This window comes from Streptomyces sp. NPDC022910, from assembly GCF_055561075.1.
Map to the genome: position 1 here is coordinate 221,235 of NZ_JBVHHL010000003.1, position 26,737 is coordinate 247,971.

Genomic DNA, 26,737 nt, shown 5'->3' on the forward strand with positions numbered 1-26,737 from the left:
CCAGGCATTTCCTCGTTGGCGTGCGTTGGGTCCCGACGGTCGCTTACGGGTGCCCTGCGGACTCTTTGCGGACCGCTCCCAGCCGCGCCTGTTCCTCCTCGACGATCTGGCGGGCCATCGCCGTGTCCGAAACGTCGACCGCGTCCGGCGTCGACTCGGCGACCGCGCTGCGGCGCGCGTACGCGTCGAACAGGCGGGTCTTGTTCTTCAGCATCTCCACCATCCGCTCGTCCACCCCGCGGGTGGTGAGCAGCCGGTGCACCCGGACCGAACGCACCTGCCCCATGCGATGGGCCCGCGCCACCGCCTGGTGTTCGATGGTCGGTTTGATCTGGGGCTCACAGATGATCACGACGGACGCGGCCTGCATGTTGAGCCCCACCCCCGCCGCCTCGATCTGCGCCACCAGCACCGCATGACCCCGCACGGCGGCAAACTCGTCCACCAGCTGCTGACGGCGCGCGGGTGGCACGCTTCCCGAGATCGGACCGAACACCTGAGCGCCACCATTGCTCCGCGCGCCATCCAGCGTGTCCTTCACCGTTCCAAGGACATCCCTGAAGTTGGAGAACACCACCACCTTCAGCCCATTCTCGGCGGCGTCCTCGACGATCTCGCGCAGCCGGTTCAGCTTGGCCGACTTCTCGGGGCGCGCGTACGCCGCTCTGCGCATCGCCATGAAGTTGCCGGCGTGCACGGCCTCGCGGTAGGCATCTTCGTCCGACGCACTCAGTTCCTCCCACTCGTCCGTCTGCTGGAGCGCGGGCAGTTCGGTCAGAACGTCCTGCTGGTTGCGGCGCAGATAGACCGGGGCGACGGCCTTCCGGAATGCCTTGGAACCGGCCACTCCGTCACGGTCACCGACAACCCCTGCCAGGTGCGGCTGGAGAATCTGCACAAGGCTGCGAAACTCGGCGACTCGGTTCTCCATGGGCGTGCCGGTCATGAAGAGAACGCGTTCGCAGTGCCCGGACCATTCCGTCACGGCTTGGGAGCGACGCGTCTTCGAATTCTTCACGTAGTGCGCCTCGTCCACGACCAGCATCCCCAGCTCGCCACCTCCGGGGGTCGGGAAACCACGCAAGGCGTCGAAGGTAGTCACCCCTACGCCGCCCCGGGTCTTCCAGTCGGCAAACGCTTCCTGCCTGTCGGGGCCGTGAAGAGGCATCACGCGCAGCTTGCTGCGGGCCTCGATCTCGCGTGTCCAGTTGATCAGGACGCTGGCCGGGCAGACGACCATGAAGTGAGTCTGCCCCTCGGCAGCGAGATGAGCCAGAGCAGCGATGGCCTGGATGGTCTTGCCGAGCCCCATCTCGTCGCCAAGAATCACCTTGCGTTGCGCCAGGGCGAAGCGCGCCCCGAAGGCTTGATAGCCGCGCAGCGACACCCGCCGATGAGTGTCATCAAGCATCTGGTCGCGGACCCGCTCGGCAACTTCGTCGGGCAGGAACCCCTCGGCAGCGGCAGTGTCGGGGCTACGGCCGGAGATCTCCGCGAGCAGGCTGTAGTACTCGGCGGAACGCAGCTCGAAGTCGACCCAGGCGGCAACCTCGGTCGAGGTACCGCGCAGCAGATCCACCGAGGCCTGTGCAAGCAGCTCCGGCACACCGCCCTGCGCTGCTTCCTCGGCCAGCCTGCGGACCTCTGCAACGGCCTCCAGCGCCCGAGCTCGTTTGGCCTGCCCCACCAGCAGCATCCGCAGCCGCCTGGCGGCCGGCTTGGCCTCGGCCAGCAGCGGACCGAGCCGCTCCGAGAGAGCCACAGCCGTGTCGACGGCTCGCCGCGCATCGGGGCCCGCTTCCACCAGCACATGCAGGGCCATGACGAGTGAGGTGGTTCGCGGCTCTGGCCGGTCCACGTCGATGTAGACGGCGATGGTCTCCCGAACGGCATCAGATATCTGACGTGCCGCCGCGATGACCTGATCGGCGGTCCGCTGCCCCACCCCAGGAATCTGTCGCAACCGGTAGGAACCGGCATCGAGTACCTGCCGGACCGATCGCAGGCCACTCTTCTCGACTTCCCCGAGCCTCAGCCGACCCTCGGTGACCTCCTTCAACCGGGCCACTGGAATGGCGTCCAGCGCTTGTTCCGCCGCCGTGTCGCAGATCGGCTTCAGCGCCGCCCGAACCGCCTCGACAGCCCGCCCGTGGTCGCCGGCCACCGCCTGCGCCGCCTCGTACAGCCGCCCTCCCGCGGCAACCGCCTCCCGCTCACTGCGCCCCATCCCGCCCCGGCCCCTCTCGCTATGTCCCCACATACTGCCACCGCTGACCCCCGGCACCGGCCGGGGCCCGCAAGTGTGTACACATGGCACACTCGGTACCCTTGAAGCATGACTCAGCCGCTGCCCATAGAGTCCATCCGCGATGTACGCGCTCACTTGGCCGAAGTCGTCGAACGGGCCGACCGTGACGACGTGCCCACTGTCATCACCCGTCGCGGCAAGCAGGTCGCCGCTGTGGTCTCGATCGACGTGCTGCGCAAGTACCAGGAGTGGGAGGAGCGCGAGATCAACCGCATCATCGACGAGCGCATGGCGAGCCCGGCCGTCGGCGTCCCGATCGAGGACGTGATGAGGGAGACGCTGGCTCGCAGTGAGTGACTACCGCACGGTGTTCCGGCCCGAGGCCCAGGCGGAGCTGCGCAAGATCCCGCGGGACATGGCGCTTCGCATCCTGGCCAAACTGACAGAGCTGGAGAGCGACCCCTTCGGCTTCAACACCACCGCACTCGTATCCCAGCCTGAGCGCCGCCGCCTTCGGGTCGGCGACTACCGTGTCGTCTACACGATCGACAACGGGGAGCTGGTGGTGTGGGTCGTAGACGTCGGACACCGCTCCACGGTCCACGACACGTAGCTGCTCCAGGTTCTGCGGACAGTTGCGGACTGCACAACGGCCTGACCTGCTTTCTCGCAGGTCAGACCGTTTGTCCACGTCCAATCAGACGTTGAAGCGGAACTCCACCACGTCCCCGTCCTGCATCACGTAGTCCTTGCCCTCCATGCGGGCCTTGCCCGCCGCGCGGGCGTCGGTCACCGAACCCGTGGCGACCAGGTCCTCGAAGGAGATGACCTCCGCCTTGATGAAGCCCTTCTGGAAGTCGGTGTGGATGACACCGGCGGCCTCGGGGGCGGTTGCGCCCCTCTTGATCGTCCAGGCGCGGGACTCCTTCGGGCCCGCCGTGAGGTAGGTCTGCAGGCCCAGGGTGTTGAAGCCCACCCGGGCCAGGGTCGCGAGACCCGGCTCGTGTTGGCCGACCGACTCGAGGAGTTCGAGGGCCTCGTCCTCGTCGAGCTCGGTGAGGTCCGCCTCCAGCTTGGCGTTGAGGAAGATCGCATCGGCGGGGGCGACCAGCGCCCGCTGCTCGTCCTTGAAGGCGTCGTCCATCAGCTCGTCCTCGTCGACGTTGAAGACGTAGAGGAAGGGCTTCGTGGTGAGGAGGTGCAGGTCGTGGAGCAGCTCGGCGCGCTCGCTGCCCTGGACGATGCCGTGCGCGAAGAGCGTGTCGCCCTTGTCCAGGATCTCCTTCGCCTCCTCGACGGCCTTCACCTTCGGGGCGACGTCCTTCTTGATCCTGGATTCCTTCTGCAGCCTCGGCAGGACCTTGTCGATCGTCTGGAGGTCCGCGAGGATCAGCTCGGTGTTGATCGTCTCGATGTCGTCCTTCGGCGAGACCTTGCCGTCCACGTGCACGACGTTCTCGTCCTTGAAGGCGCGGATGACCTGGCAGATGGCGTCCGACTCGCGGATGTTCGCCAGGAACTTGTTGCCCAGGCCCTCGCCCTCGCTCGCACCGCGCACGATGCCCGCGATGTCGACGAAGTCCACGGTCGCCGGGAGGGTCCGCTCCGACTTGAAGATCTCGGCCAGCTTGGCGAGACGGGCGTCGGGGACGCCCACGACTCCGACGTTCGGCTCGATCGTGGCGAACGGGTAGTTGGCCGCCAGCACGTCGTTCTTGGTCAGGGCGTTGAAAAGGGTCGACTTGCCGACGTTGGGCAGACCGACGATTCCGATCGTGAGCGACACGTTGCGACTTCCCGTACGTGAGGTGGAGGACTGGACTGGGCTGTCTGGGCCCGGGTCCGTCAGGAGAGCGTTGGGGCCGATCCACCAGTCTACGGCGTGCCGGACAGCGACCCGGCGATGTATCGAACGCTTGGCCAAGGTCTCGCCATCGGCGTGTCTGAGCGGGCATTCCGCACATAAACCGACCTAAGTTGGTCCAGTGGAGCAACACAGGACGCGACCTGCGCAACACGGACCGCGACGCGGCGCCCCCCTTCCCCCGCAGGGCCGAAGGGGTCCGGCCACGCCCGCGCGGTCCGGTACGGCTGCCCGGCCCTCCCGGTCCGGCGGCCCCGGCCGGCCCGAACCGCGCGGCGGTGCCGTCGGCGCACGGCCGGCGAACCAGGGGAACGGCGGCCTCCAGCGGCACCCGGCGGCTGAGCAACGCACCGGCGCACCGCTCGCCCAGGCGGTACGGCGCCTGCCCGGCCCCCGGCTCACCGGCCTCGGCGGCGGACTGTTCTGCGCAGCCGTGATGCTCGCGCTCGGATGCCTCGACCGACTGCTGTTCGACTCGTCCCTGACGGTGTACGGCGTGCTGTTCCTGCCCGTGTGCGCGCTGACCGCGCTGTGGGTGCGGCCCGGGGACCTGGTGGCCGCGCCCGTGGTGGTGCCGATCGCCTTCTCCGTCGGCGTGCTGATCGTGACCGACGGCGACGGCGGACTCGGCGGGCGCCTGGTGGGGCTGGTCACCGCACTCGCCACCCAGGCGGGCTGGCTGTACGGCGGCACGCTCGTCGCAGGCGTCATCGCGACCGTACGCAGGCTGCGGATGATGCGACGCCGGGCGGCGGCGCGCCGTCGAACGGTCTGACCGCCCCGGCGCGCGCCGCTACCCCTCCTTGGCCGCCCTCATCGCCGCGCCCACGATCCCCGCGTTGTTCTGCAGCTGGGCCGGGGCCATCTCCGCTTTGATGCCCTCGATCAGCGGCAGGAACTTCTCGGACTTGCGGCTGACGCCGCCGCCGATGATGAACAGCTCCGGGGAGAACAGCATCTCCACATGGGCGAGGTACTTCTGCACGCGGCGGGCCCAGTGCTCCCACGTCAGCTCGTGGTCCTCCTTGGCCTTCGTGGAGGCGCGCTTCTCCGCGTCGTGGCCGCCCAGTTCCAGATGGCCCAGCTCCGTGTTGGGGACGAGGACACCGTCGATGAACAGGGCGCTGCCGATGCCCGTGCCGAGCGTCAGCACGATGACCGTGCCCTGGCGGTCACGGCCCGCGCCGAACTGCATCTCGGCCACGCCGGCGGCGTCCGCGTCGTTCAGCACGGTCACCGGGAGCCCGTCCAGGCGCTCGGTGAACAGGGCGCGCGCGTCGGTGTCGATCCAGCTCTTGTCGACGTTGGCCGCCGTACGGATCGTGGAGCCACCGGTGACGACACCGGGGAAGGTGATGCCGACCGGTCCCGCCCAGCCGAAGTGGCCGACGACCTCCTTCACCCCGTCGGCCACGAGGTCGGGCGTCGCCGGATGCGGCGTGAGCACCTTGTAGCGCTCCTCCGCCAGGTCGCCCCGGTCCAGGTCCACGGGAGCGCCCTTGATTCCCGAGCCGCCGATGTCCACGCCGAAGATCTGCATGGGCGCCACGGTACGTCGTGGGACCGACAGCCTCTTGCCGGCGCCCTCCTGACGGCCGTGCGGTCAGATCTCGCCGGTGCGCTCCGCCATGAGGGCCTCGGCCTCCGCGCGCAGGTCGCGGCGGAGTTCCTTGGGGAGCGAGAAGGTGATGGACTCCTCGGCCGCCTTGACGATCTCGACGCCCTCGAAGCCGCGCTGCGCGAGCCACTCCAGGACCTGCTCGACCAGGACCTCCGGGACAGAGGCACCCGAGGTCACGCCGACCGTCGACACGCCCTCCAGCCACGCCTCGTCGATCTCGTCGGCGAAGTCCACGAGGTACGCCGCGCGCGCACCCGCGAGCTTGGCGACCTCCACCAGCCGCTTGGAGTTCGAGGAGTTGCGGGAGCCGACCACGATCACCAGGTCCGCCTCGGCGCCCATCTGCTTCACCGCCAGCTGACGGTTCTGCGTGGCGTAGCAGATGTCGTCGCTGGGCGGGGAGATCAGCAGGGGGAACTTCTCCTTCAGGGCGTCGACGGTCTCCATGGTCTCGTCGACCGAGAGGGTGGTCTGGGAGAGCCACACGACCTTGGACGGGTCGCGGACCTCGACCTTGGCGACGTCCGTGGGGCCGTCGACGAGCTGGATGTGGTCGGGGGCCTCACCGGAGGTCCCGATGACCTCCTCGTGGCCCTCGTGCCCGATCAGGAGGATGTCGAAGTCCTCCTTGGCGAAGCGGACGGCTTCTTTGTGGACCTTGGTGACCAGCGGGCAGGTCGCGTCGATGGTGGCGAGCCGGCCCTCCTCGGCCTCTTCGTGGACGGTGGGTGCGACGCCGTGCGCGGAGAACATGACGATGTTCCCCGGCGGCACCTCCTCCGTCTGCTCGACGAAGATCGCGCCCTTCTTCTCCAGGGTCTGGACGACGTACTTGTTGTGGACGATCTCGTGGCGGACGTAGATCGGGGCCCCATACTGCTCCAGGGCCTTCTCGACGGCGATGACGGCACGGTCGACACCCGCGCAGTAGCCCCTGGGGGCGGCGAGCAGAACACGGCGGCCAGGCGAAGCAGTCATGCCAACCATCGTAAGGCCGCCCCCGGCACCGTAGATCGCCTCCGTGGGGAGAGGTCGCACCGACCGGCGTTGTCGGTCCTGGCCGTTACGCTCGGGCGCATGGCAGTCAACACGTCCGCGGAGTCCCCGCTGCCCGTCGGTGAGGTGTCGCGGCTCATCGGCGGGTGGATCGACCGTCTCGGGGCCGTGTGGGTCGAGGGGCAGATCACGCAGCTGTCGCGGCGGCCCGGAGCGGGCGTCGTCTTCCTGACGCTGCGCGATCCGTCGTACGACATCTCCGTCGGCGTCACCTGTTATCGCCAGGTGTTCGACGCCGTCGCCGACGTCGTGAGCGAGGGCGCCCGTGTGGTCGTCCACGCCAAACCCGAGTGGTACGCCCCGAGGGGACAGCTCTCCCTGCGCGCCGCCGAGATACGGCCGGTGGGCGTCGGTGAACTCCTCGCGCGGCTCGAACAGCTGAAGAAGTCCCTGGCCGCCGAGGGGCTGTTCGCGGCCGAGCGCAAGAAGCCGTTGCCGTTCCTGCCGCAGCTCATCGGGCTCGTCTGCGGCCGTGCCTCGGCGGCCGAGCGCGACGTGCTGGAGAACGCGCGGCACCGCTGGCCCGCCGTCCGTTTCGAGGTGCGCAACGTCGCCGTGCAGGGTGTGCACGCCGTCCCCCAGGTCGTCCAGGCCGTGAAGGAGCTGGACGCGCTGGACGAGGTGGATGTGATCATCGTGGCGCGCGGCGGCGGCAGCGTGGAGGATCTGCTGCCGTTCTCCGACGAACAGCTGGTACGGGCGGTGTCCGCCTGTCGTACGCCCGTCGTGTCGGCCATCGGGCACGAACCGGACAATCCCCTGCTCGACCACGTCGCCGATCTGCGCGCCTCCACCCCGACCGACGCCGCCAAGAAGGTCGTGCCGGACGTGGGCGAGGAGCTGCAGCGCGTACAGGCGCTGCGGGACCGGGCGCGGCGGTGTGTCCTGGCGTTGGTCGAGCGTGAGGAGCGAGGGCTCACGCACGCGCTGGCGCGGCCCTGCATAGAGGATCCGCACCGCATGATCGACGAACGGGCCGACCAGATCGCCTCGCTCGTCGACCGCAGCCGCCGCACGCTCCGCCATCTGCTCGACCGCGCCGAGTCGGAGCTCACGCACACGCACGCCCGCGTGGTGGCCCTGTCACCGGCCGCGACGCTGCAGCGGGGGTACGCGGTGCTGCAGAAGGCCGATGGGGGCGTCGTACGGGGGCCGGACGAGGTGGCGCCGGGTGAGGCGCTGCGGGCGCGGGTGGCCGAGGGTGAGTTCACGGTACGGGCAGAGATCTAGGGTGGGCGCATGACCAGCAAGACGGACGAGGCACTCGGGTACGAGCAGGCGCGGGACGAGCTGATCGAGGTCGTACGGCGCCTGGAGGCCGGCGGCACGACGCTCGAGGAGTCCCTGGCGCTGTGGGAACGGGGGGAGGAACTGGCCAAGGTCTGCCGGACGTGGCTGGAGGGCGCCCGCAAGCGGCTGGACGCCGCGCTGGCCGAGGAGAGGGAAGAGGAGGCCGCCGAGGACTCCGAGTGATCCGCGGCCCGCACGGACCCGGCCGACGCTCTGCGCGCGAGAAGGGCCCCCTGCTCATGGGCGGTTTCCAGGGGCCCTTCTCTCAGGCCGGACCGAGAGGGGGTGTCACGTGGTCCTCAGCGCCTCAGCCATCTTCGTCAGCTGCGCGAACGACGCCGTTCCGGCCACCACGGTCGTGGCGCCCTCGTCCTTGAGCACGAGCGCGTCATAACGGCCGCCCGTGTAGCGCTGCCAGGTCCGGCCGCCGATGTTCTGCGTGACCTTGGTCTCCTGCGCGCCCTGGCTGGCCTCGTCGATGAACGTGGACGGCTTCTGAGTCGACTGCTCGATCGCCACGTACTGACCGGTGGGGTCCTGGAAGCCGAGGTGCCAGGCATCGAAGTTGTCGCCCCGGAAGCGCACCGAGGTGGCTTTCCAGGTGTCGGGCAGGCCCTCGGGCGCCGCCACCGGGTAGGTTGCCGAGCGACGTGCCGTGAGCAGCTCGACTCGGTAGTCGACCCGCTTGAGATCGGGAGCGTGGTCGTCGTGCGGGATGAAGAGGTAGATGACGCCCGCCATCAGCCCGATCAGGCCCAGGGAGAGGAGCATGTCCCGGACCGTCTTCTGCTTGCCTTTCGTACCTGCCACGCCCCTATCGTCGCAGGTGCAGGGGTCTGCTCATCCGTGGGGCCCCCTGCTCATTTTGTCTGCCCGACGATAGAGTCATGGGCATCACCCTCATCCGGCCGTCGTCGTATCAGAAAGGTGCGCTCCGATGACCGAGAATCATCATCTGCCGTCCGAACTGGAAGTTCCCTCCGAGGCGCCAGACCGCAACCTCGCCCTCGAACTGGTCCGCGTCACCGAGGCCGCCGCGATGGCCGCGGGCCGCTGGGTCGGCCGAGGAGACAAGAACGGCGCCGACGGCGCCGCGGTACGCGCCATGCGGAGCCTCGTCTCCACCGTGTCGATGAACGGCGTCGTCGTCATCGGCGAAGGGGAGAAGGACGAGGCGCCGATGCTCTTCAACGGCGAGCGGATCGGCGACGGGACCGGTCCGGAGTGCGACATCGCCGTGGACCCGATCGACGGCACCACACTCACCGCGAAGGGCATGCCGAACGCGATCGCGGTGCTGGCCGCCGCCGACCGCGGCACCATGTTCGACCCGTCCGCCGTCTTCTACATGGACAAGCTGGTCACCGGCCCGGAGGCGGCCGACTTCGTGGACATCGACGCTCCCGTCTCGGTGAACATCCGCCGCGTCGCGAAGGCCAAGCGGTCCACGCCCGAGGACGTCACGGTCGTCATCCTCGACCGGCCGCGTCACGAGGGCCTCATCAAGGAGGTCCGGGAGACGGGCGCGCGCATCAAGCTGATCTCGGACGGCGATGTCGCCGGTTCGATCCTGGCGCTGCGCGAAGGCACCGGAGTCGACCTGCTGCTCGGCATCGGCGGCACGCCCGAGGGCATCATCTCCGCCTGCGCGGTGAAGTGCCTGGGCGGCACCATCCAGGGCAAGCTGTGGCCCAAGGACGACGAGGAGCGGCAGCGGGCCGTCGACGCGGGCCACGACCTCGACCAGGTGCTGACCACGGACGACCTGGTCTCCGGCGAGAACGTCTTCTTCGTCGCCACCGGCATCACCGACGGCGAGCTGCTGCGCGGAGTGCGCTACCGCTCCGAGACGGCCACCACCGACTCGATCGTGATGCGTTCGAAGTCCGGCACCGTCCGCCGGATCGACTCCGTGCACCGGCTGAGCAAGCTGCGTGCCTACAGCGCGATCGACTTCGACCGCGCGAAATAACCGGGCTCGGTCGGTCCCCGGGGCGGGAAGCCCCGTCGGCTCGCCTGCCGGGAACGTCGAGGGCGCCCTCTGTGCGGAGAGGGCGCCCCCCTCTTTTTGAGGCTCGGTTCTTTTTGAGGCTCGGTTCGCCTCAAAGGTGCTGAAGCCTGTGGTGAGAGCCCCTTCGACTCACTCACCCGCCGGTCGGGGCGTCCCTCTTGCCATGGGCTCCCTAGCCGGCCGCGGCTATCGTCCCCCGTGCGGCCTTCTTGAGCTCCATGTCGCGGCGGCGCCGCCGGGCCAGCACCACCCGGCGCTCGGCGGCCGTGAGACCGCCCCACACCCCGTAGGGCTCGGGCTGGAGCAGCGCGTGTTCCCGGCACTCGACCATCACGGGGCAGCGCGCGCAGACGCGCTTGGCGGCCTCCTCGCGGGAGAGCCGGGCCGCCGTGGGTTCCTTGGAGGGGGCGAAGAACAGGCCGGCCTCGTCGCGCCGGCACACCGCCTCCGTGTGCCACGGGGCGTCCTGATCCCTGTCGCGCACTGGCACCCGCTGGTGCGGAACGTCAGCGACCTGCAGGGACGAATGCGGCGGTTGCAGCACGGTCTACTCCTGACGACGGCTTCGCGAGCGAGAGACGATGCAGCAAGGCCTACCCGCTGTGCGCGTGCCTATGCACTGAGTCCCCAGCCGCTGGAATCCCAGGGGATGTCGGTGCCGCCGGTGCGCGACCGGTTCACCTCGGACGCGACCGAATTCACAAGCGTCAACGGTCCAGGTGTCTGCGCAAAGCCTTGTCCACCTTGCCCGACACACGGTCGAGGATGTCCGCGACCAACTTGCCCCGCTTGGGGCGCGCCTCGACATTTCCTAGGACGGCCAGTCCGTCCACATAGATGACGGGCGCGTCCTGTTCGGCCGAGTCCAGCGGACTCACCTCGAAGTTGCCGAGCACGCCGCCACCGGTGCCGCGCAGCGAGACGTTCTCCGGGACGCGGATATCCACATTGCCGAAGACCGAGATCGCCTTGATCACGACCTGCTGGTATTCGAATATCGCCTCGCTCAGGTCGATGTCGACGCTGCCGAAGATCGCGTACGCGTGCATACGCCGGCCGGGGCGCCAGCGGCCCTTGCGCACGGCGCTGCTGAAGACCGCCACCACGTTCTCGTCGGGCTCGACCGGCGTCGAACCCGGAGCCGGGCGGTTGGGAGCCGGCGTGTACGCCGGGGCGGTGCGGCGCGGGTGGCCGGCGGGCAGGTCCCGGACGAACCGGTCCAGCTCTCCGACCGTCTTGGCGTTCAGCACGCCTTCGACGCGCTCGGCGTGCTCCTCCGCCGTCAGGCGGCCCTCGGCCAGGGCGTCGCGCAGGATGTCGGCGATGCGGTCACGGTCGGCGTCGGAACAGCGCAGCTCGGCCGGGGCCACGGTCTGCCGGTCCGTCGGGGCGGGGCTCTTGTGAAGGTCCACGGCAGCAGCGTACCGAAACGCGATAGATCGCGACTACCCCTCGATCCGGCCTGTGGAAAACCGGCCTTGCGATGCAGTTCGCACACACGTCCGGCCGGACGCCCGACTGAGCCCTACCTCACAGGTTCGCCGTCAGCGCCAGGTTCTACGCTGGTGCACGCTGCCAACGGAGGCCAGCCGCTGTCGCTTGAGTGAGGAATGGGCGAGAATGCCTGAGTTCGCGTACACCGATCTGCTCCCCACGGGAGAGGACACCACCCCCTATCGGCTGGTGACCTCCGAGGGTGTCTCCACCTTCGAAGCCGGCGGGCGTACGTTCCTCAAGGTCGAGCCGGAGGCGCTGCGCAAGCTCGCCGAAGAGGCGATCCACGACATCCAGCACTACCTGCGGCCCGCGCACCTCGCCCAGCTGCGGCGCATCATCGACGACCCGGAGGCCTCGGCGAACGACAAGTTCGTCGCCCTGGACCTGCTGAAGAACGCGAACATCGCGGCGGCCGGCGTGCTCCCCATGTGCCAGGACACCGGCACGGCGATCGTCATGGGCAAGCGCGGACAGAACGTCCTCACCGAGGGCGAGGACGAGAAGGCGCTCTCCCACGGTATCTACGACGCGTACACCAGGCTGAACCTGCGTTACTCACAGATGGCTCCGCTCACCATGTGGGAGGAGAGGAACACCGGCTCCAACCTGCCGGCGCAGATCGAGCTCTACGCGACGGACGGCGGCGCCTACAAGTTCCTGTTCATGGCGAAGGGCGGCGGCAGCGCCAACAAGTCCTTCCTCTACCAGGAGACGAAGGCCGTCCTGAACGAGGCCTCCATGATGAAGTTCCTGGAGGAGAAGATCCGTTCGCTGGGTACGGCCGCCTGCCCGCCGTACCACCTGGCGATCGTCGTCGGTGGTACCAGCGCCGAGTACGCGCTGAAGACCGCGAAGTACGCCTCCGCGCACTACCTGGACGAGCTGCCCACCGAGGGGTCCGCACTGGGCCACGGATTCCGGGACAAGGAGCTGGAGGAGAAGGTCTTCGAGCTGACGCAGAAGATCGGGATCGGGGCGCAGTTCGGCGGCAAGTACTTCTGCCACGACGTACGGGTGGTGCGGCTGCCGCGGCACGGCGCGTCCTGCCCGGTCGCCATCGCGGTCTCCTGCTCGGCCGACCGCCAGGCGGTCGCGAAGATCACGGCCGAGGGCGTGTTCCTGGAGCAGTTGGAGACGGACCCGGCGCGGTTCCTGCCGGAGACGACGGACGAGCATCTGGCGCAGGACGGCGACGTCGTACGCATCGATCTCAACCAGCCGATGGACGACATCCTCGCGGAACTGACCAAGTACCCGGTGAAGACGCGGCTTTCGCTGTCCGGGCCGCTGGTCGTGGCGCGCGACATCGCGCACGCCAAGATCAAGGAGCGTCTCGACCGCGGTGAGGAGATGCCGCAGTACCTGAAGGACCACCCGGTCTACTACGCGGGTCCCGCCAAGACCCCGGAAGGCTACGCCTCCGGTTCCTTCGGTCCGACGACGGCCGGCCGTATGGACTCCTACGTCGAGCAGTTCCAGGCGGCCGGCGGCTCCAAGGTGATGCTGGCGAAGGGCAACCGGAGCAAGCAGGTCACGGACGCGTGCGCGTCGCACGGCGGCTTCTACCTCGGCTCGATCGGCGGCCCGGCCGCCCGTCTGGCCCAGGACTGCATCAAGAAGGTCGAGGTCGTCGAGTACGAGGAACTCGGGATGGAGGCGGTCTGGAAGATCGAGGTCGAGGACTTCCCGGCGTTCATCGTGGTGGACGACAAGGGGAGCGACTTCTTCCAGGTCCCGGCCGAGCCCCCCACGTTCACGTCGATCCCGGTCAGGGGCCCCGGCCTGGCGTAGGCCTCCGTGCGGCGGGGACGGGATCCCCGCCGCGCCGCACCTGCCCGTCCCGTCGCGGTCCCCTCCACCCCGCAGGGACTCCGCCCCCCCGGGGGGCAGCCCCAAGAGTGGGCGTGGCCGTAATCCTTCGCGCCCCCCATTCGGCCCACCCCCGGAACATCCGCATCGCCTCCCGCGCTGTACCCGGTATGAGCGAATACCGCATCGAGCACGACTCCATGGGTGAAGTGCAGGTCCCCGTAGACGCCAAGTGGCGGGCGCAGACCCAGCGGGCCGTGGAGAACTTCCCCGTCTCCGGGCAGCGGATCGAGCGCGCGCACATCGAGGCGCTCGCGCGGATCAAGGGCGCCGCCGCCAAGGTCAACGCGGAACTCGGCGTGCTCGACAAGGATGTCGCCCAGGCCGTCCAGGAGGCCGCGGCCGAGGTCGCCGAAGGGCGGTGGGACGAGCAGTTCCCCGTCGACGTCTTCCAGACCGGGTCCGGGACCTCGTCCAACATGAACACCAACGAGGTGATCGCCACTCTCGCCAGTGAGCGGCTCGGCAGGGACGTGCACCCCAACGACCATGTGAACGCCTCCCAGTCGTCCAACGACGTGTTCCCCTCGTCCCTCCACATCGCCGCCACCGCCGCCGTCACCCGCGACCTCGTACCCGCCCTCGAACACCTCGCGGCCTCCCTCGAACGCAAGGCCGACGAGTTCGCCGATGTCGTGAAGGCGGGGCGGACCCACCTCATGGACGCCACGCCCGTGACACTGGGACAGGAGTTCGGCGGATACGCCGCCCAGGTGCGGTACGGCGTGGAGCGGCTGAACGCCTCGCTGCCGCGGCTGGCCGAACTGCCGCTGGGCGGCACCGCGGTCGGCACCGGCATCAATACCCCGCCCGGCTTCTCCGCCGCCGTCATCGCCGAGGTCGCCCGTGTCACCGGGCTCCCGCTCACCGAGGCCCGCAACCACTTCGAGGCCCAGGGCGCACGGGACGGCATCGTCGAGACCAGTGGGCAGCTCAGGACCATCGCCGTCGGCTTGACCAAGATCGCCAATGATCTGCGGTGGATGGCCTCCGGGCCCAGGACCGGACTGTCGGAGATCAGTCTTCCCGACCTTCAGCCGGGGTCCTCGATCATGCCCGGCAAGGTGAACCCCGTCATCCCGGAGGCCGTCCTCATGGTCGCCGCGCAGGTCATCGGGAACGACGCGACCGTCACCACCGCCGGCGCCTCCGGCACCTTCGAGCTCAACGTCATGATGCCGGTCATCGCGAAGAACGTGCTGGAGTCGATCCGGCTGCTCGCCAACGTCTCGCGGCTGCTCGCCGACCGGACCGTCGACGGCATCGTCGCCCACCGGGAACGCGCCCGCGAGTACGCCGAGTCGTCGCCCTCCGTCGTGACCCCGCTCAACAAGTACATCGGGTACGAGGAGGCCGCGAAGGTCGCCAAGAAGGCGCTCGCCGAACGCAGGACGATCCGTCAGGTCGTCCTGGAGTCGGGGTACGTGGACCGCGGCGACCTCACGCTGGAGCAGCTCGACGAAGCACTCGATGTCCTGCGGATGACGCGCCCGTAACGTCTCGCGTCACATCACCCGCCCCTCGTGCGAACCGTGACGGGCACCGCAGCGTCGTATGCCTGGGGCACCTAATATCTGTGCATGGCAGACGGTGGAGCGGTGAGACGAGTGGAAACGGGCGGGTCGACGACGTACTGGGCGCCGGGGGAACAGATCCTGTGGCGCTACCGGGAGAACGCCGGCGAGCGCTTCCACATCGCTCGCCCCGTCACCGTCGTCAGGGACGACGCCGACCTGCTCGCCGTGTGGATGGCACCCGGCACCGAGTGCGTGAAGCCCGTCCTCGCCGACGGCACGCCGCTGCACGCCGAGCCGCTGGAGTCCCGCTACACCAAGCCGCGGACCGTGCAGCTCGACCGCTGGTTCGGCACCGGCGTGCTCAAGCTGGCCCGGCGCGGCGAGCCCTGGTCCGTGTGGCTGTTCTGGGACCCGGACTGGCGGTTCAAGAACTGGTACGTGAACCTGGAGGAGCCGCTGGTCCGGTGGGCCGGCGGGGTCGACTCCGAGGACCACTTCCTGGACATCTGCGTCTACCCCGACCGCCGTTGGGGCTGGCGCGACGAGGACGAGTTCGCGCAGGCCCAGCGGGACGGCCTGATGGACGCTCAGCTGGCCGAACGGGTAAGGGAGGCGGGACGGTCCGCGGTGAAGGTGATCCGGGCGTGGGGGACGCCGTTCTCGGACGGCTGGCAGCACTGGCGCCCCGATCCGTCCTGGTCGGTCCCGTCTCTGCCGGAGGACTGGGACCGTACGCCTGTGCATGTGACCTCATGAGACCCTTGTTGCGCCCCCGCGGTACAACCGTAGGATCGTCCTCCGCAAGGGCACACAACAGCAACTCCCGCAGTATGCGCTGGGCTTGACCGAACGTCACCGAGGGGCGGCAGGACGTGAGCGAGGGGTACGAGGGTCACACCGGGACGGCTCGCCCGACCCGTGGATCATGGACGGTGTGTGACCACGCGGGAATTCCGTTCCTGGGACACGTATTCCGGGTATCGGCTTCACTGCGGGACGAACTGCACGCATGGCGTGCAGCCCCGGACGGACGGATTCGACACGCGTGACGGAGCACCCGACCTCCCACGAGCGCCCGCAGCCGGGCGTAGGCCCCGCGGACCCCCGCGGGGCGCTCCTGCGTACCCCCGAGCCGCTGCCCACGCCGCCCGCCACGGCATTACCCGCGCAGACCCGGGCGGGCGACGCTCCCCCGTCCTCGGGCGCTCCGCTGCCCTGCGCGAAGCACGGAGCGTCGGGCACGCCGGGCGGCGCCTCCGCCCCTTTGCCCGCGACGGGCGGCACCGAGCACTCCCAGCCGGCCGCCAACGAGACCGATGCGCACCGGCCGCGCCCCGCACCGGAGGCCATTCCGGTCCAGCCCGGCGGCAGCGAGCAGGACCGGACCCCCGGGCTGCCCGGCGGCAAGGACCGGCGCACCGGCCAGGCCCCGCCGAACGGTCCCATGCCCATGCGGCGCGACGGTGACCGGCTGCGCTTCGTGGGCGCCGCGACCCGGCGGATCGCCCGCGGCATCGACCTCGACGAGATCGTGATGGGGCTGTGCCGGGCCACGGTACCGACCTTCTCGGACGCGATCCTCGTGTATCTGCGCGACCCCCTGCCCGTGGGCGACGAGCGGCCCACCGGGCCCCTGGTGCTGCGCCTGCGGCGCACCGACCGGATCCCGCAGGATCGGGACCTGGAGGACGGGATCCTGCCGGTGCCGGTGCCGGAGAACTCCGGCCTGGTGGCGCTGAGCAACGAGTTGTGCGAGGTGCGGCCCGGCGGTGCCCTCGCGGAGGTGCTGCGCGGGGTGCGGCCGGTGTTCGCGGACGCTCCCGCCGCCCGTGCCGCGCTCCCGGAGCTGCTCGGCGACGACCTCGGTATCCCCGCGGGCCAGCGCGCGATCCTCGCGCCGCTGCGCGGCCGCCGCCGGGTCATCGGTGCCGTGCTGTTCCTGCGCCGCCCCGAGCGCCTGGCGTTCGAGGCGGACGACCTGCTGGTCGCGGCACAGCTCGCCACGCACAGCGCGCTCGGCATCGACAAGGCGGTCCTGTACGGCCGTGAGGCGTACATCGCGGACGAGCTCCAGCGGACGATGCTGCCGGAGACCCTGCCGAACCCGACGGGCGTACGGCTCGCGTCCCGCTATCTGCCGGCCGCCGAGACCGCTCGGGTCGGCGGCGACTGGTACGACGCCATTCCGCTGCCGGGCAGCCGGGTGGCGCTGGTCGTGGGTGACGTCATGGGCCACTCGATGACGTCCGCCGCGATCATGGGTCAGCTGCGGACGACGGCCCAGACGCTCGCCGGGCTCGACCTGCCGCCGCAGGAGGTGCTGCACCACCTCGACGAGCAGGCCCAGCGGCTCGGCACCGACCGCATGGCGACCTGCCTGTACGCGGTGTACGACCCGGTCGCGCACCGGATCACCATCGCCAACGCCGGCCATCCGCCACCGGTCCTGCTGCACCTGGGCGGCCGGGCCGAGGTGCTGCGGGTGCCGGCGGGCGCCCCCATCGGCGTGGGCGGGGTGGACTTCGAGGCGGTGGAGCTGGACGCCCCGGCCGGCGCGACTCTCCTGTTGTACACCGACGGTCTCGTCGAGTCGCGCCTGCGGGACGTGTGGACCGGGATAGAGCAGCTGCGGGAGAAGCTCGCCGCCACCGCCCAGCTCACGGGCGCGGACCATCCGCCGCCGCTCGAGGCGCTGTGCGACGAGGTCCTCGACATGCTCGGTCCCGGTGACCGGGACGACGACATCGCGCTGCTCGCGGCCCGCTTCGACGGGATCGCGCCGAGCGACGTCGCGTACTGGTTCCTGGAACCCGAGGACGCGGCCCCGAGCCGGGCCCGGCGCCTCGCCCGCCGGGCGCTCGCCCGCTGGGGCATGGAGGAGCTGACGGACTCGGTGGAGCTGCTGGTCAGCGAGGTCGTGACCAATGCCGTGCGCTATGCGTCACGGCCGGTCACACTGCGCCTGCTGCGCACCGACGTGCTGCGCTGCGAGGTCGGCGACGACGTGCCGCAGCTGCCGCGGCTTCGGCAGGCGCGGGCCACGGACGAGGGCGGCCGCGGGCTCTATCTGGTGAACCGGCTGGCCCGGCGCTGGGGCGCGACCCGGCTGAGCACCGGAAAGGTGGTCTGGTTCGAACTGAACCGTGGCTGAGCCGGGCCCGCAGGCCCGCGCTCAGCAGAGAACCTACTTTGGACCCAGTCCAAAAGTTGCCACCATCCCGTCGCCGGAGTTGACTGCTGGGGTGAGCGAAGCGACCTGACCGACCCCTCTGAACGACGGGAGGACGCTCGTGACCCACGTACCCCAGTCGGTTCCTTACACCACCAGCAATTCGGGTATCCCGGTGGAGAGCGACGAGCACTCGCTCACCGTCGGTCCGAACGGCCCGATCCTGCTCCAGGACCACTACCTCATCGAGAAGATGGCCCAGTTCAACCGGGAGCGGGTCCCGGAGCGGGTGGTACACGCCAAGGGCAGTGGCGCGTACGGAACCTTCGAAGTCACCAACGACGTAAGCCAGTTCACCAAGGCGGACCTGTTCCGGCCCGGGAAGCGCACGGAGATGCTGGCGCGCTTCTCGACCGTGGCGGGCGAGCTCGGCTCCCCCGACACCTGGCGTGACCCCCGTGGTTTCGCGCTCAAGTTCTACACGGACCACGGCAACTACGACCTGGTCGGCAACAACACGCCGATCTTCTTCGTCCGTGATCCGCAGAAATTCCAGGACTTCATCCGCTCCCAGAAGCGCCACCCGATGACCGGGCTGCGCAACAACGACATGCAGTGGGACTTCTGGACCCTCTCCCCCGAGTCCGCGCACATGGTGACGTGGCTCATGGGCGACCGGGGCATCCCGAAGACGTACCGGAACATGAACGGGTACTCGTCCCACACCTACATGTGGATCAACGGTGGCGGCGAGAAGTTCTGGGTCAAGTACCACATCAAAACCGACCAGGGCATCGACTTCCTCACGCAGGAGCAGGCCGACGAACTGGCCGGTAAGGACGCCGACGTCCACCGCCGTGACCTGTACGAGGCGATCGAGCGCGGCGATCACCCGTCGTGGACGATGCACGTCCAGGTGATGCCGTTCGACGACGCGCCGGACTACCGGTTCAACCCGTTCGACCTGACCAAGGTGTGGCCGCACGGCGACTACCCGCTGATCGAGGTCGGCCGGATGACCCTGAACAAGAATCCGGAGGACTACTTCATCCATATCGAGCAGGCCGCGTTCGAGCCGTCCAACATGGTGCCGGGCATCGGTCCGTCCCCGGACAAGATGCTGCTCGGTCGGCTCTTCTCGTACCCCGACACCCACCGCTACCGCATCGGCCCGAACTACACCCAGCTGCCGCCGAACCGGCCGCGCGTGGATGTGCGCTCCTACGCCAAGGACGGTCCGATGCGCTACGACCCCGCGCACACCGCGCGGCCGTACGCGCCCAACTCCTACGGCGGACCGGCCGCGGCCGTCCAGCAGTTCGGCGACCCCGCCGGCTGGGAGACGGCGGGCGAGATGGTGCGGGAGGCCTACCGGCTGCACCGCGAGGACGACGACTTCGGCCAGGCCCACACGATGGTCCGCCAGGTCCTGGACGAGGCGGCCCGCGACCGGCTGGTCTCCAACGTCAGCGGGCACCTGCTGCAGGGCGTGAGCCGTCCGGTCCTCGACCGCGCGCTGCAGTACTGGCGCAACATCGACAAGGAGGTCGGCGACCGCATCGCCCACAACGTCAACGGCGGCTGAACCGGCCCGCTTCCGGGACGCCCCTGTCCCGCACGAGCGCGGGACAGGGGCGGTCACAGGACCGGTGGCATACGAGTCCCAGCGGAACGAAGTCGCCGTGGAACGCGGCAACGCGGATCCCCTCGGCTTTCTTCGCGCATGCGTTGCCGATGTCCTGCCGTTCCAGGAAGGGGACGTGGAGGCATCCCCGCAGGTACAGGGCGAGCGACGCGGGGGCCGTCAGCAGGGACAGGTCTCGGCCCACGGTCGGCGGGGTGCAGGTGCCGAGGCTCTGTCTCGTGAGCCGGGAGGTTGTACGTCTCGAAGATCACGTAAAGAGCGCTACTGATCGGCTTGTGGCTTCAGCGGGTTCTGCGGCGTCGTCGGCGGGGTCGTGGCCGGCGGCGTGGTCGGTTGGTTCGTCGTCGGTGTTTGGGTGGGCGTCTGCGTCGGCGTCGTCGGAGCCGTGATCGTCGGTGGCTGGGACGTCGGCTGCTGCGTGGTCGGCGTCGTCGACGGGGTGGTCGTGGTCGGCGACTGGGTGATCGTCGGCGACACGGTCGGCTGGACCGCCGCGCCCTGCGTGGTCTCCAGGTCGAACTTGCTGACGCTGCCCATCGCCCCGAAGGTGTACGCGGCCCAGATCTGCGCCGGGTAGCCACCGCCGTTGATACGGCCGCTGCCCGGGATGAGACCTGTGGCGCCCTTCAGGGTGACCTGGGCATGGGTCTTGGAATCCTCGCCGAACAGACCGACCGAGGTGACCAGGTCCGGCGTGTAACCGGTGAACCACGCCGACTTGTTGTTGTCGGACGTACCCGTCTTGCCCGCCACCTGCTGGCCGTCGCGGGCGGGGTTGCTCGCGACCGACACCTTGGCCGTACCGTCGTCGACCACGCCGGTGAGCACCGAGGTGACCGTGTCGGCGGCCTCGCGGGTGATCACCTGATCGCCGATCGGGTCGGGGAGGTCGACCGTACGGTCCTTGTGCTCCGCCGACTTGATGATCGCCGGGGTGACCTTCTTGCCGTGGTTGTCGAGGGTCGCGTACACACCGGCCATCTCCAGCGGGCTGGCGCCCATGGAGCCGAGGGTCTGTGCGGGCACGGCCTGCAGGCCCTTGGTGTCCAGGCCGAGCGAGTTCGCGACCTTCAGCACGTTCTCCATGCCGACGTCGACACCCATCTGCGCGAAGACCGAGTTGACGGACTGGTTCATCGCCTTCTGAACGGTGATGTCGCCGTAGTTCTGGTCGTCCTCGTTCGGCGGGGCGAAGGCGATGTCGCTGCCCTTGACCGGGCGGCCGCTCGTGCCGTCGTAGATCGTGTTCGCGGTGATGGCCCGGCCGTCCTGCGTCTTGGCCTGCTCGTCCAGGGCTGCCGCGAGGATCAGCGGCTTGAAGGTGGAGGCGGGCTGGTAGTCGCGGCGGGTGGCGTTGTTGGTGAAGTGCTTGAGGTAGTCCGCGCCGCCGTACATGGCAAGCACGCGGCCCGTCTTCGGGTCCACGGACACGGCGCCGGGCTGGACGTCACCGTCGACGGAACGCTTCTTGGCATCCAATTTGCTGGTCAGCCTGTCCTTGACGGCCTGCTCCAGCTGGGCCTGCTTCTTCTTGTCGACGTTCAGCGTGATGGTCCAGCCGCCCGCCTTCACGAGCGCCTCGGCGTCACCGAGCGAGGAGGCGGTGCCCTGGGCGACGAGCTGCTTCTCCAGTGCCGCGTTGGCCGCGTCCACCAGATAGCCGGTCTGCCCCTCCATGCCGGGCGCCCCCTTGGGCGTCTTCGGCACCGGGAACTTCATGGCCGCGCGCTTGCCCGCGTCCAGCCAGTTCTGGCCGACCATGTTGTTCAGCACGTAGTTCCAGCGAGCCTGCACCAGCTTCTTGCCGGTATCGGTGGCGACCGCCCAGTCGTACTGGCTCGGCGCCTGGAGCAGCGCCGCCAGGTACGCGCCCTCCTCGACCGTGAGGTCTTTCGCGTCCTTGCCGTAGTACGCCTGCGCGGCGGCCTGGATGCCGTACGCGCCACGGCCGTAGTAGCTGGTGTTGATGTAGCCCGCGAGGATGTAGTCCTTGGACTTCTGGCGGTCCAGTTTCAGCGAGATGACCAGTTCCTTCAGCTTGCGCGTGACGGTCTGGTTCTGGTTCAGATAGTAGTTCTTGACGTACTGCTGGGTGATCGTCGAACCACCCTGTGCGCCCTTGCCGGAGACGGTGTTGAGCAGACCGCGGGCGGTGCCCTTCAGGTCGACACCCGCGTCCTGGTAGAAGGTCTTGTTCTCGGCGGCGACGAAGGTGTGCTGAACGTCCTTGGGCACCTCGGCTAGGTCGACGTTCTCGCGGTTGATCTCGCCGGTGCGGGCGAGGATCGTGCCGTCGCTGTACTTGTAGACGTTGCTCTGCAGCTTGGCGGCGGCGTTGCCCGCGGGAATGGGGGTCATCACGTACAGCAGTACGAACGCACCCATGACCAAGAGCACGAAGCCGAACAGCGAGCCGAGGACCGACTTCCAGGTGAAGAACCTGCGTATGCCGCTCTTCTTGCTTTTGGCTGCCCTGCCGCGCGCGGCGGCCCGGCCTCCGGCCGGCGCGCCGCCCGTGCCGATGGACGCGGAGCCTGCCACCCCGGACGAGCGCTTGGGCGCCGCGCGGCGGCCACCGCGCTGCCGCGCTCGTCTCTCTTCCGCTCGTCCCATGAGTCGATCCGCTCCGCTTCGTTCTCGTGTGTCACACAGGTACGTGGCTCAGGTCAGCTCAGAAAGCTAACACCGCGCGGTATGACAAAGGGTTGCCGATCCCGCCTTTTGCGGACGTGACAATCAGCACCCGCCTCACCGGAACCGACGATCGGGAGGCGCGGATGGTTGTCGGACCGGAGAATGCGTTATCACTTCGCTAGAGTCGAGCTATGGGATGAAACGGGTGAAACCACCCATGTCCGCACATGGTGTTTCCGCCACCGGCGACATACCCGAGATGCCCGCGCCGCGAGTCCGGGAGTTCACCGCGCACAGCGTCGTCGGCGGTCTCGCGCCGGCGCTCGGCGGGGACAGGGCGCCGCCGCCCGCACTCAACACGGGATCGCTCCACCAGTGACGGATCCCTCCGGGGATCCGGCCCCCAGCGTCGGCCGCAGCAACGAAAGCAGGTACTACTACGGCTGGACCCGTTGACCCATGAGGCCCTGGCCCGATGGGCCTCGGACGATCTGCGCTCGGCCGACGCACAGATCGAGTTCCTCCTCCGGCGCGCCCTCGCGGAGGCGGGCCGCCTGCCCGGCGGAACCAGGCCGACCCCCCGCCGGGGGCGTCCGCCGGCTTCAGGCGAGCCCGAAGCATAGACCCCGCTGCAGCCGTGTAGCAGAACCGTGACAATCGGCCCTCACCAGCGAGGACGCCCACTCGACCGGGATCTATACGCGCTATGTATACGCGGGGTGTATACGCCGTATGTAGAGTGCTTCCCATGTCCATCGGTCACACCCTCCTGGGACTCCTGGAGTCCGGGCCCCGTCACGGTTACGACCTGAAGCGGGCCTTCGACGAGAAGTTCGGTCATGACCGGCCGCTGCACTACGGCCAGGTCTACTCGACGATGTCCCGGCTGCTGAAGAACGGGCTCGTCGAAGTCGACGGCATCGAGGCGGGCGGCGGGCCCGAGCGGAAGCGTTACGCCATCACCGACGCCGGGATCACCGACGTACAGCGATGGCTCGCGACTCCGGAGAAGCCCGAGCCGTATCTGCAGTCGACCCTCTACACGAAGGTCGTCCTCGCCCTGCTCACACACCGCAACGCCGCCGACATCCTCGACACCCAGCGCGCCGAACACCTGCGCATGATGCGGATCCTGACCGACCGCAAGCGCAAGGGCGATCTGGCGGACCAGCTGATCTGCGACCACGCCCTGTTCCATCTCGAGGCCGACCTGCGCTGGCTGGAGCTGACCGCAGCACGTCTCGACAAGCTCGCCGAGGCGGTGGCCAAGTGACTGCTCCTCCCGGTTCCCTGCTCGCCGCCGAGGACCTGCGCAAGGCGTACGGGCCGACCGTCGCCCTCGACGGCGCCGAGTTCTCCATCCACCCGGGCGAGATCGTCGCGGTGATGGGTCCGTCCGGCTCCGGCAAGTCGACCCTGCTGCACTGTCTCGCCGGGATCGTGCCACCCGACTCGGGCTCGATCATGTACAACGGCCGCGAGATGGCCGGCATGAGCGACGCCGAGCGCAGTCTGCTCAGGCGGTCCGAGTTCGGGTTCGTCTTCCAGTTCGGGCAGCTCGTGCCAGAACTGACCTGCGTCGAGAACGTGGCCCTTCCGCTGCGGCTGAGCGGCACGTCGCGCAAGGCGGCCGAGAGCACCGCCCTGTCCTGGATGGAGCGGCTCGAGGTCGACGACCTGGCGGGCAAGCGGCCCGGCGAGATATCGGGCGGTCAGGGACAGCGCGTCGCCGTCGCCCGCGCGCTGGTCACCAGCCCGCGTGTGCTGTTCGCGGACGAGCCCACCGGCGCCCTCGACTCGCTCAACGGCGAACGCGTGATGGAGCTGCTCACCGAGGCGGCCCGGTCCACCAACGCGGCCGTCGTGCTGGTCACGCACGAGGCACGGGTGGCCGCGTACTCCGACCGCGAGATCGTCGTACGGGACGGGAAGTCCCGGGACATGGAGCGCGTCGTATGAGGACGCGTCAGTGGTGCAGGGACTTGGCCATGGGGGTCCGTTTCGCCTTCACCGGCGGACGCGAAGGATGGGCCCGGGTTCTCCTGACGGCCGTCGGCGTCGGTCTCGGCGTGGCTCTGCTGCTGCTCACCACCGCGCTGCCGAACGCGCTGACCGTCCGGCACGACCGCGAGGAGGCGCGCCTGGACTACACGTACGGCCGCAAGACCCTGCCCAGGGCCGACGACACCCTTGTGATCGCGGACATCGACACGACGTACCACGAGAAGGACGTGCGCGGGCGGCTGATGGAGCCCGAGGGGGTACGGGCGCCGCTTCCGCCGGGGGTGGACGAGTTCCCGGCGGTGGGGGACATGGTGGTCTTTCCGGCGCTGAAGGAGCTGCTCGTCTCCGACAGCGGGAAGCTGTTGAGGGAGCGACTGCCGTACCGGATCGTCGGGACCATCGGGGAGCGCGGGCTCATCGGCTCTGCCGAACTCGCCTACTACGCGGGGGCGGACGACCTCGCCGCAAAGATCAACCGATCGACGGTGGCCCGGATCGACCGCTTCGGCGACCCGAACCCGACCACCGAGCAGTCGGATCCGGTGCTGGTCCTGCTGTCCCTCGTCGTCTTCGTGGTGCTGCTGACGCCGGTCGCCGTGTTCATCGCCGCGGCCGTGCGGTTCGGCGGCGAGCGGCGGGACCGCAGGCTCGCGGCGCTCAGGCTGGTCGGCTCCGACGGCGGGATGACCCGCCGGATCGCCGCGGGCGAAGCGCTCGCGGGGGCCCTGCTCGGGCTGGTCCTCGGCATGGTGTTCTTCCTGATCGGACGTCAGGCCGGGGGCTCCGTCGAGCTCCTCGACGTCAGCGTGTTCCCCAGCTATCTGAACCCGTCGCCCGCCCTCGCCGTGCTCGTCGCGATCGCGGTCCCGGCGGCCGCGGTCCTGGTCACGCTGTTCACGCTGCGCAGGGTCGTCATCGAGCCGCTCGGAGTGGTGCGTACAGCGCGCCCGACTCGACGCCGGCTGTGGTGGCGGCTGTTGCTGCCGTTGGGCGGGCTCGCGATGCTCTACCCGATGGTCGGCCAGGGGCGGGACAACGGGGACTTCAACCAGTACCTGGTCACCGGCGGCGTCATCCTGTTGCTCGTCGGCGTGACCGCTCTGCTGCCGTGGATCGTGGAGACGGTCGTCGCCCGGCTCGGCCAGGGCGGCATCGCCTGGCAACTGGCCGTGCGCAGGCTGCAGCTGAGCAGCGGCACCGCGGCCCGCATGGTCAACGGCATCGCGGTGGCGGTGGCCGGGGCGATCGCGCTGCAGATGCTGTTCGCCGGGGTCGAGAGCGACTACACCAAGCAGTCCCAGAACGACCTCTCACGGGCACAGATGCAGGTGCACCTGCCGAGCGGGGTGCCGGTCGACGCGGCCGCCCGGCAGCTCGTCGGAACCAAGGGCGTACGGAAAGTCACGGCGCTCTCCGGCGGCACCATCGGTGAAAGGCGCAAGGATCCCGACGCGAGCATGGACCTCAATGTCGGCGACTGTGCCGCCCTGCGCGAGCTGGCGTCGCTTCCCTCGTGTCGCGACGGTGACGTGTTCGCCGTACGGGGCGGCGAGTACGACACCGACACGCCGAAGCTGGCCAAGCCGGGCCGGACGCTCTACATCGATCCGTCCTACTCCGATGAGCGCAACCGCGAGGTCGCCTGGACCGTGCCGGCGCAGCTGAAACAGGCTCAGTCGATGAAGGATCCGACGGGTGTGCGGCGTGGCGGCATCCTGATGACACCGAGCGCGCTGCCCGGGCGGGCCACGGCGGCGGTCACCGGGCAGATCTACCTGTCGCTCGACCCGGCCGTGCCGGACGTACGCGAGTACGTACGGAACACGGCGGCCCGGGTCGACGTGCGGGCGGACACGATGGTTTGGGCGGCCACCGAGCGGTCCAACAGGTACACCTCCATCCGCACGGGGCTGTTCGTGGGCGCCGCCTGTGTGCTGGCGCTGATCGGAGCGAGCCTCCTGGTGTCGCAGCTGGAGCAGCTGCGCGAGCGCAAGAAGCTGCTGTCCTCGCTGGTCGCCTTCGGCACCCGGCGCCGCACCTTGAGCCTGTCGGTGCTGTGGCAGACGGCGATCCCGATCGCGCTGGGACTGGTGCTGGCATCGGCGGTCGGTCTGACTCTGGGCGCGGTCCTGCTGAGGATGACCGGCCAGACCGTCCGCGTGGACTGGCCGAGCGTGCTGTCCATGACGGGCATCGGCGCCGGGGTCGTCCTCCTGGTGACGCTGCTCAGCCTGCCTCCGCTGCTGCGGCTGATGCGGCCGGACGGGCTGCGTACGGAGTAGCCGACAGCCGACGGCCCACCGTGCGGGCCC

23 protein-coding genes and 2 pseudogenes are annotated in these 26,737 nt (G+C 69.3%); 16 read left to right on the forward strand and 9 right to left on the reverse strand.

The window, feature by feature from the left end; all coding sequences use genetic code 11:
- Window positions 1-43 precede the first annotated feature (43 nt).
- Entirely contained in the window at window positions 44-2,227 is a 2,184-nt protein-coding gene (locus ACZ3TS_RS04370; protein ID WP_467613555.1) for a DEAD/DEAH box helicase, read from the reverse strand.
- Between the two features lie 108 nt (window positions 2,228-2,335).
- On the opposite strand from ACZ3TS_RS04370, the gene ACZ3TS_RS04375 reads away from it, so the two are divergent.
- Both ACZ3TS_RS04375 and ACZ3TS_RS04380 read left to right on the forward strand, forming a co-directional pair.
- Window positions 2,336-2,605: a type II toxin-antitoxin system Phd/YefM family antitoxin gene (locus tag ACZ3TS_RS04375; protein WP_101400445.1), complete on the forward strand. Its 270-nt coding sequence runs from the start codon at window positions 2,336-2,338 to the stop codon at window positions 2,603-2,605.
- Window positions 2,598-2,861, forward strand: a complete 264-nt coding sequence (locus ACZ3TS_RS04380; protein WP_467613556.1) for a type II toxin-antitoxin system RelE family toxin — start codon at window positions 2,598-2,600, stop codon at window positions 2,859-2,861. Before ACZ3TS_RS04375 ends, ACZ3TS_RS04380 begins: the two co-directional genes overlap by 8 nt.
- Before the next feature lie 84 nt (window positions 2,862-2,945).
- Here ACZ3TS_RS04380 and ychF read toward each other — a convergent pair whose 3' ends face one another.
- Window positions 2,946-4,034 carry a redox-regulated ATPase YchF gene (ychF, locus tag ACZ3TS_RS04385; protein ID WP_467613557.1) on the reverse strand — a complete coding sequence of 363 codons (1,089 nt, stop codon included), beginning with the start codon at window positions 4,032-4,034 and terminating at the stop codon, window positions 2,946-2,948.
- A gap of 199 nt (window positions 4,035-4,233) precedes the next feature.
- Here ychF and ACZ3TS_RS04390 point away from each other — a divergent pair, with 199 nt between their 5' ends.
- Window positions 4,234-4,887, forward strand: a complete 654-nt coding sequence (locus ACZ3TS_RS04390; protein WP_467613558.1) for a DUF6542 domain-containing protein — start codon at window positions 4,234-4,236, stop codon at window positions 4,885-4,887.
- Between the two features lie 18 nt (window positions 4,888-4,905).
- Here ACZ3TS_RS04390 and ppgK read toward each other — a convergent pair whose 3' ends face one another.
- Together ppgK and ACZ3TS_RS04400 are read right to left on the reverse strand one after the other, a co-directional pair.
- On the reverse strand, window positions 4,906-5,652 hold the full coding sequence (gene ppgK, locus ACZ3TS_RS04395) for a polyphosphate--glucose phosphotransferase (RefSeq protein WP_467613559.1): 747 nt from the start codon (window positions 5,650-5,652) through the stop codon (window positions 4,906-4,908).
- A 63-nt stretch (window positions 5,653-5,715) separates the two neighbouring features.
- Entirely contained in the window at window positions 5,716-6,711 is a 996-nt protein-coding gene (locus tag ACZ3TS_RS04400; protein ID WP_467613560.1) for a 4-hydroxy-3-methylbut-2-enyl diphosphate reductase, read from the reverse strand.
- A 99-nt stretch (window positions 6,712-6,810) separates the two neighbouring features.
- Between ACZ3TS_RS04400 and xseA the strand changes: the two genes are divergently transcribed.
- Both xseA and ACZ3TS_RS04410 read left to right on the forward strand, forming a co-directional pair.
- Window positions 6,811-8,019 (forward strand): exodeoxyribonuclease VII large subunit, encoded by a 1,209-nt coding sequence (gene xseA, locus ACZ3TS_RS04405; protein ID WP_467613561.1) that lies wholly within the window; start codon window positions 6,811-6,813, stop codon window positions 8,017-8,019.
- A gap of 9 nt (window positions 8,020-8,028) precedes the next feature.
- Window positions 8,029-8,262: an exodeoxyribonuclease VII small subunit gene (locus ACZ3TS_RS04410; RefSeq protein WP_467613562.1), complete on the forward strand. Its 234-nt coding sequence runs from the start codon at window positions 8,029-8,031 to the stop codon at window positions 8,260-8,262.
- Window positions 8,263-8,367: 105 nt separating this feature from the next.
- Here the strand turns inward: ACZ3TS_RS04410 and ACZ3TS_RS04415 are convergent, their stop codons facing one another.
- The gene (locus ACZ3TS_RS04415) at window positions 8,368-8,889 is read right to left on the reverse strand and encodes a DUF4245 domain-containing protein (protein WP_467613563.1); all 522 of its coding nucleotides are present in this window, start codon (window positions 8,887-8,889) and stop codon (window positions 8,368-8,370) included.
- 127 nt (window positions 8,890-9,016) lie between these two features.
- On the opposite strand from ACZ3TS_RS04415, the gene glpX reads away from it, so the two are divergent.
- Entirely contained in the window at window positions 9,017-10,051 is a 1,035-nt protein-coding gene (gene glpX, locus ACZ3TS_RS04420) for a class II fructose-bisphosphatase (RefSeq protein ID WP_467613564.1), read from the forward strand.
- 211 nt (window positions 10,052-10,262) lie between these two features.
- Here glpX and ACZ3TS_RS04425 read toward each other — a convergent pair whose 3' ends face one another.
- Window positions 10,263-10,634 carry a WhiB family transcriptional regulator gene (locus ACZ3TS_RS04425; protein ID WP_467613565.1) on the reverse strand — a complete coding sequence of 124 codons (372 nt, stop codon included), beginning with the start codon at window positions 10,632-10,634 and terminating at the stop codon, window positions 10,263-10,265.
- Between the two features lie 163 nt (window positions 10,635-10,797).
- On the reverse strand, window positions 10,798-11,502 hold the full coding sequence (locus tag ACZ3TS_RS04430) for a DUF1707 SHOCT-like domain-containing protein (protein WP_467613566.1): 705 nt from the start codon (window positions 11,500-11,502) through the stop codon (window positions 10,798-10,800).
- A 208-nt stretch (window positions 11,503-11,710) separates the two neighbouring features.
- On the opposite strand from ACZ3TS_RS04430, the gene ACZ3TS_RS04435 reads away from it, so the two are divergent.
- The 5 genes from ACZ3TS_RS04435 to ACZ3TS_RS04455 all read left to right on the forward strand — a co-directional run bounded on the left by ACZ3TS_RS04435 (window position 11,711) and on the right by ACZ3TS_RS04455 (window position 19,727).
- On the forward strand, window positions 11,711-13,378 hold the full coding sequence (locus tag ACZ3TS_RS04435) for a fumarate hydratase (RefSeq protein WP_467613567.1): 1,668 nt from the start codon (window positions 11,711-11,713) through the stop codon (window positions 13,376-13,378).
- Between the two features lie 188 nt (window positions 13,379-13,566).
- On the forward strand, window positions 13,567-14,952 hold the full coding sequence (locus ACZ3TS_RS04440; protein ID WP_467613568.1) for a class II fumarate hydratase: 1,386 nt from the start codon (window positions 13,567-13,569) through the stop codon (window positions 14,950-14,952).
- Window positions 14,953-15,036: 84 nt separating this feature from the next.
- Window positions 15,037-15,729: a cytidylyl-2-hydroxypropylphosphonate hydrolase gene (fomD, locus tag ACZ3TS_RS04445; protein WP_467613569.1), complete on the forward strand. Its 693-nt coding sequence runs from the start codon at window positions 15,037-15,039 to the stop codon at window positions 15,727-15,729.
- A 289-nt stretch (window positions 15,730-16,018) separates the two neighbouring features.
- Window positions 16,019-18,124, forward strand: coding sequence for a SpoIIE family protein phosphatase (locus tag ACZ3TS_RS04450; RefSeq protein WP_467613570.1), 2,106 nt, complete (start codon window positions 16,019-16,021; stop codon window positions 18,122-18,124).
- Between the two features lie 139 nt (window positions 18,125-18,263).
- Complete coding sequence (locus tag ACZ3TS_RS04455) at window positions 18,264-19,727, forward strand: catalase (RefSeq protein ID WP_467613571.1); 1,464 nt, start codon at window positions 18,264-18,266, stop codon at window positions 19,725-19,727.
- Here ACZ3TS_RS04455 and ACZ3TS_RS04460 read toward each other — a convergent pair.
- Entirely contained in the window at window positions 19,714-19,971 is a 258-nt protein-coding gene (locus ACZ3TS_RS04460) for a hypothetical protein (protein WP_467613572.1), read from the reverse strand. The genes ACZ3TS_RS04455 and ACZ3TS_RS04460 overlap by 14 nt on opposite strands.
- A 77-nt stretch (window positions 19,972-20,048) precedes the next feature.
- Window positions 20,049-22,400, reverse strand: a complete 2,352-nt coding sequence (locus ACZ3TS_RS04465; RefSeq protein WP_467613573.1) for a transglycosylase domain-containing protein — start codon at window positions 22,398-22,400, stop codon at window positions 20,049-20,051.
- A 238-nt stretch (window positions 22,401-22,638) separates the two neighbouring features.
- Here ACZ3TS_RS04465 and ACZ3TS_RS04470 point away from each other — a divergent pair.
- The 5 genes and pseudogenes from ACZ3TS_RS04470 to ACZ3TS_RS04490 all read left to right on the forward strand — a co-directional run.
- A pseudogene (locus ACZ3TS_RS04470) lies at window positions 22,639-22,749 on the forward strand (SPFH domain-containing protein); the annotation flags it as partial.
- Window positions 22,750-22,819: 70 nt separating this feature from the next.
- Window positions 22,820-23,044, forward strand: a pseudogene (locus ACZ3TS_RS04475) (type II toxin-antitoxin system antitoxin); the annotation flags it as partial.
- A 125-nt stretch (window positions 23,045-23,169) separates the two neighbouring features.
- Window positions 23,170-23,694, forward strand: a complete 525-nt coding sequence (locus ACZ3TS_RS04480; RefSeq protein WP_467613574.1) for a PadR family transcriptional regulator — start codon at window positions 23,170-23,172, stop codon at window positions 23,692-23,694.
- Window positions 23,691-24,380: an ABC transporter ATP-binding protein gene (locus ACZ3TS_RS04485; protein WP_467613575.1), complete on the forward strand. Its 690-nt coding sequence runs from the start codon at window positions 23,691-23,693 to the stop codon at window positions 24,378-24,380. Before ACZ3TS_RS04480 ends, ACZ3TS_RS04485 begins: the two co-directional genes overlap by 4 nt.
- Window positions 24,377-26,707 (forward strand): ABC transporter permease, encoded by a 2,331-nt coding sequence (locus ACZ3TS_RS04490; RefSeq protein WP_467613576.1) that lies wholly within the window; start codon window positions 24,377-24,379, stop codon window positions 26,705-26,707. The genes ACZ3TS_RS04485 and ACZ3TS_RS04490 overlap by 4 nt, the downstream gene beginning before the upstream one ends.
- Window positions 26,708-26,737 lie beyond the last annotated feature (30 nt).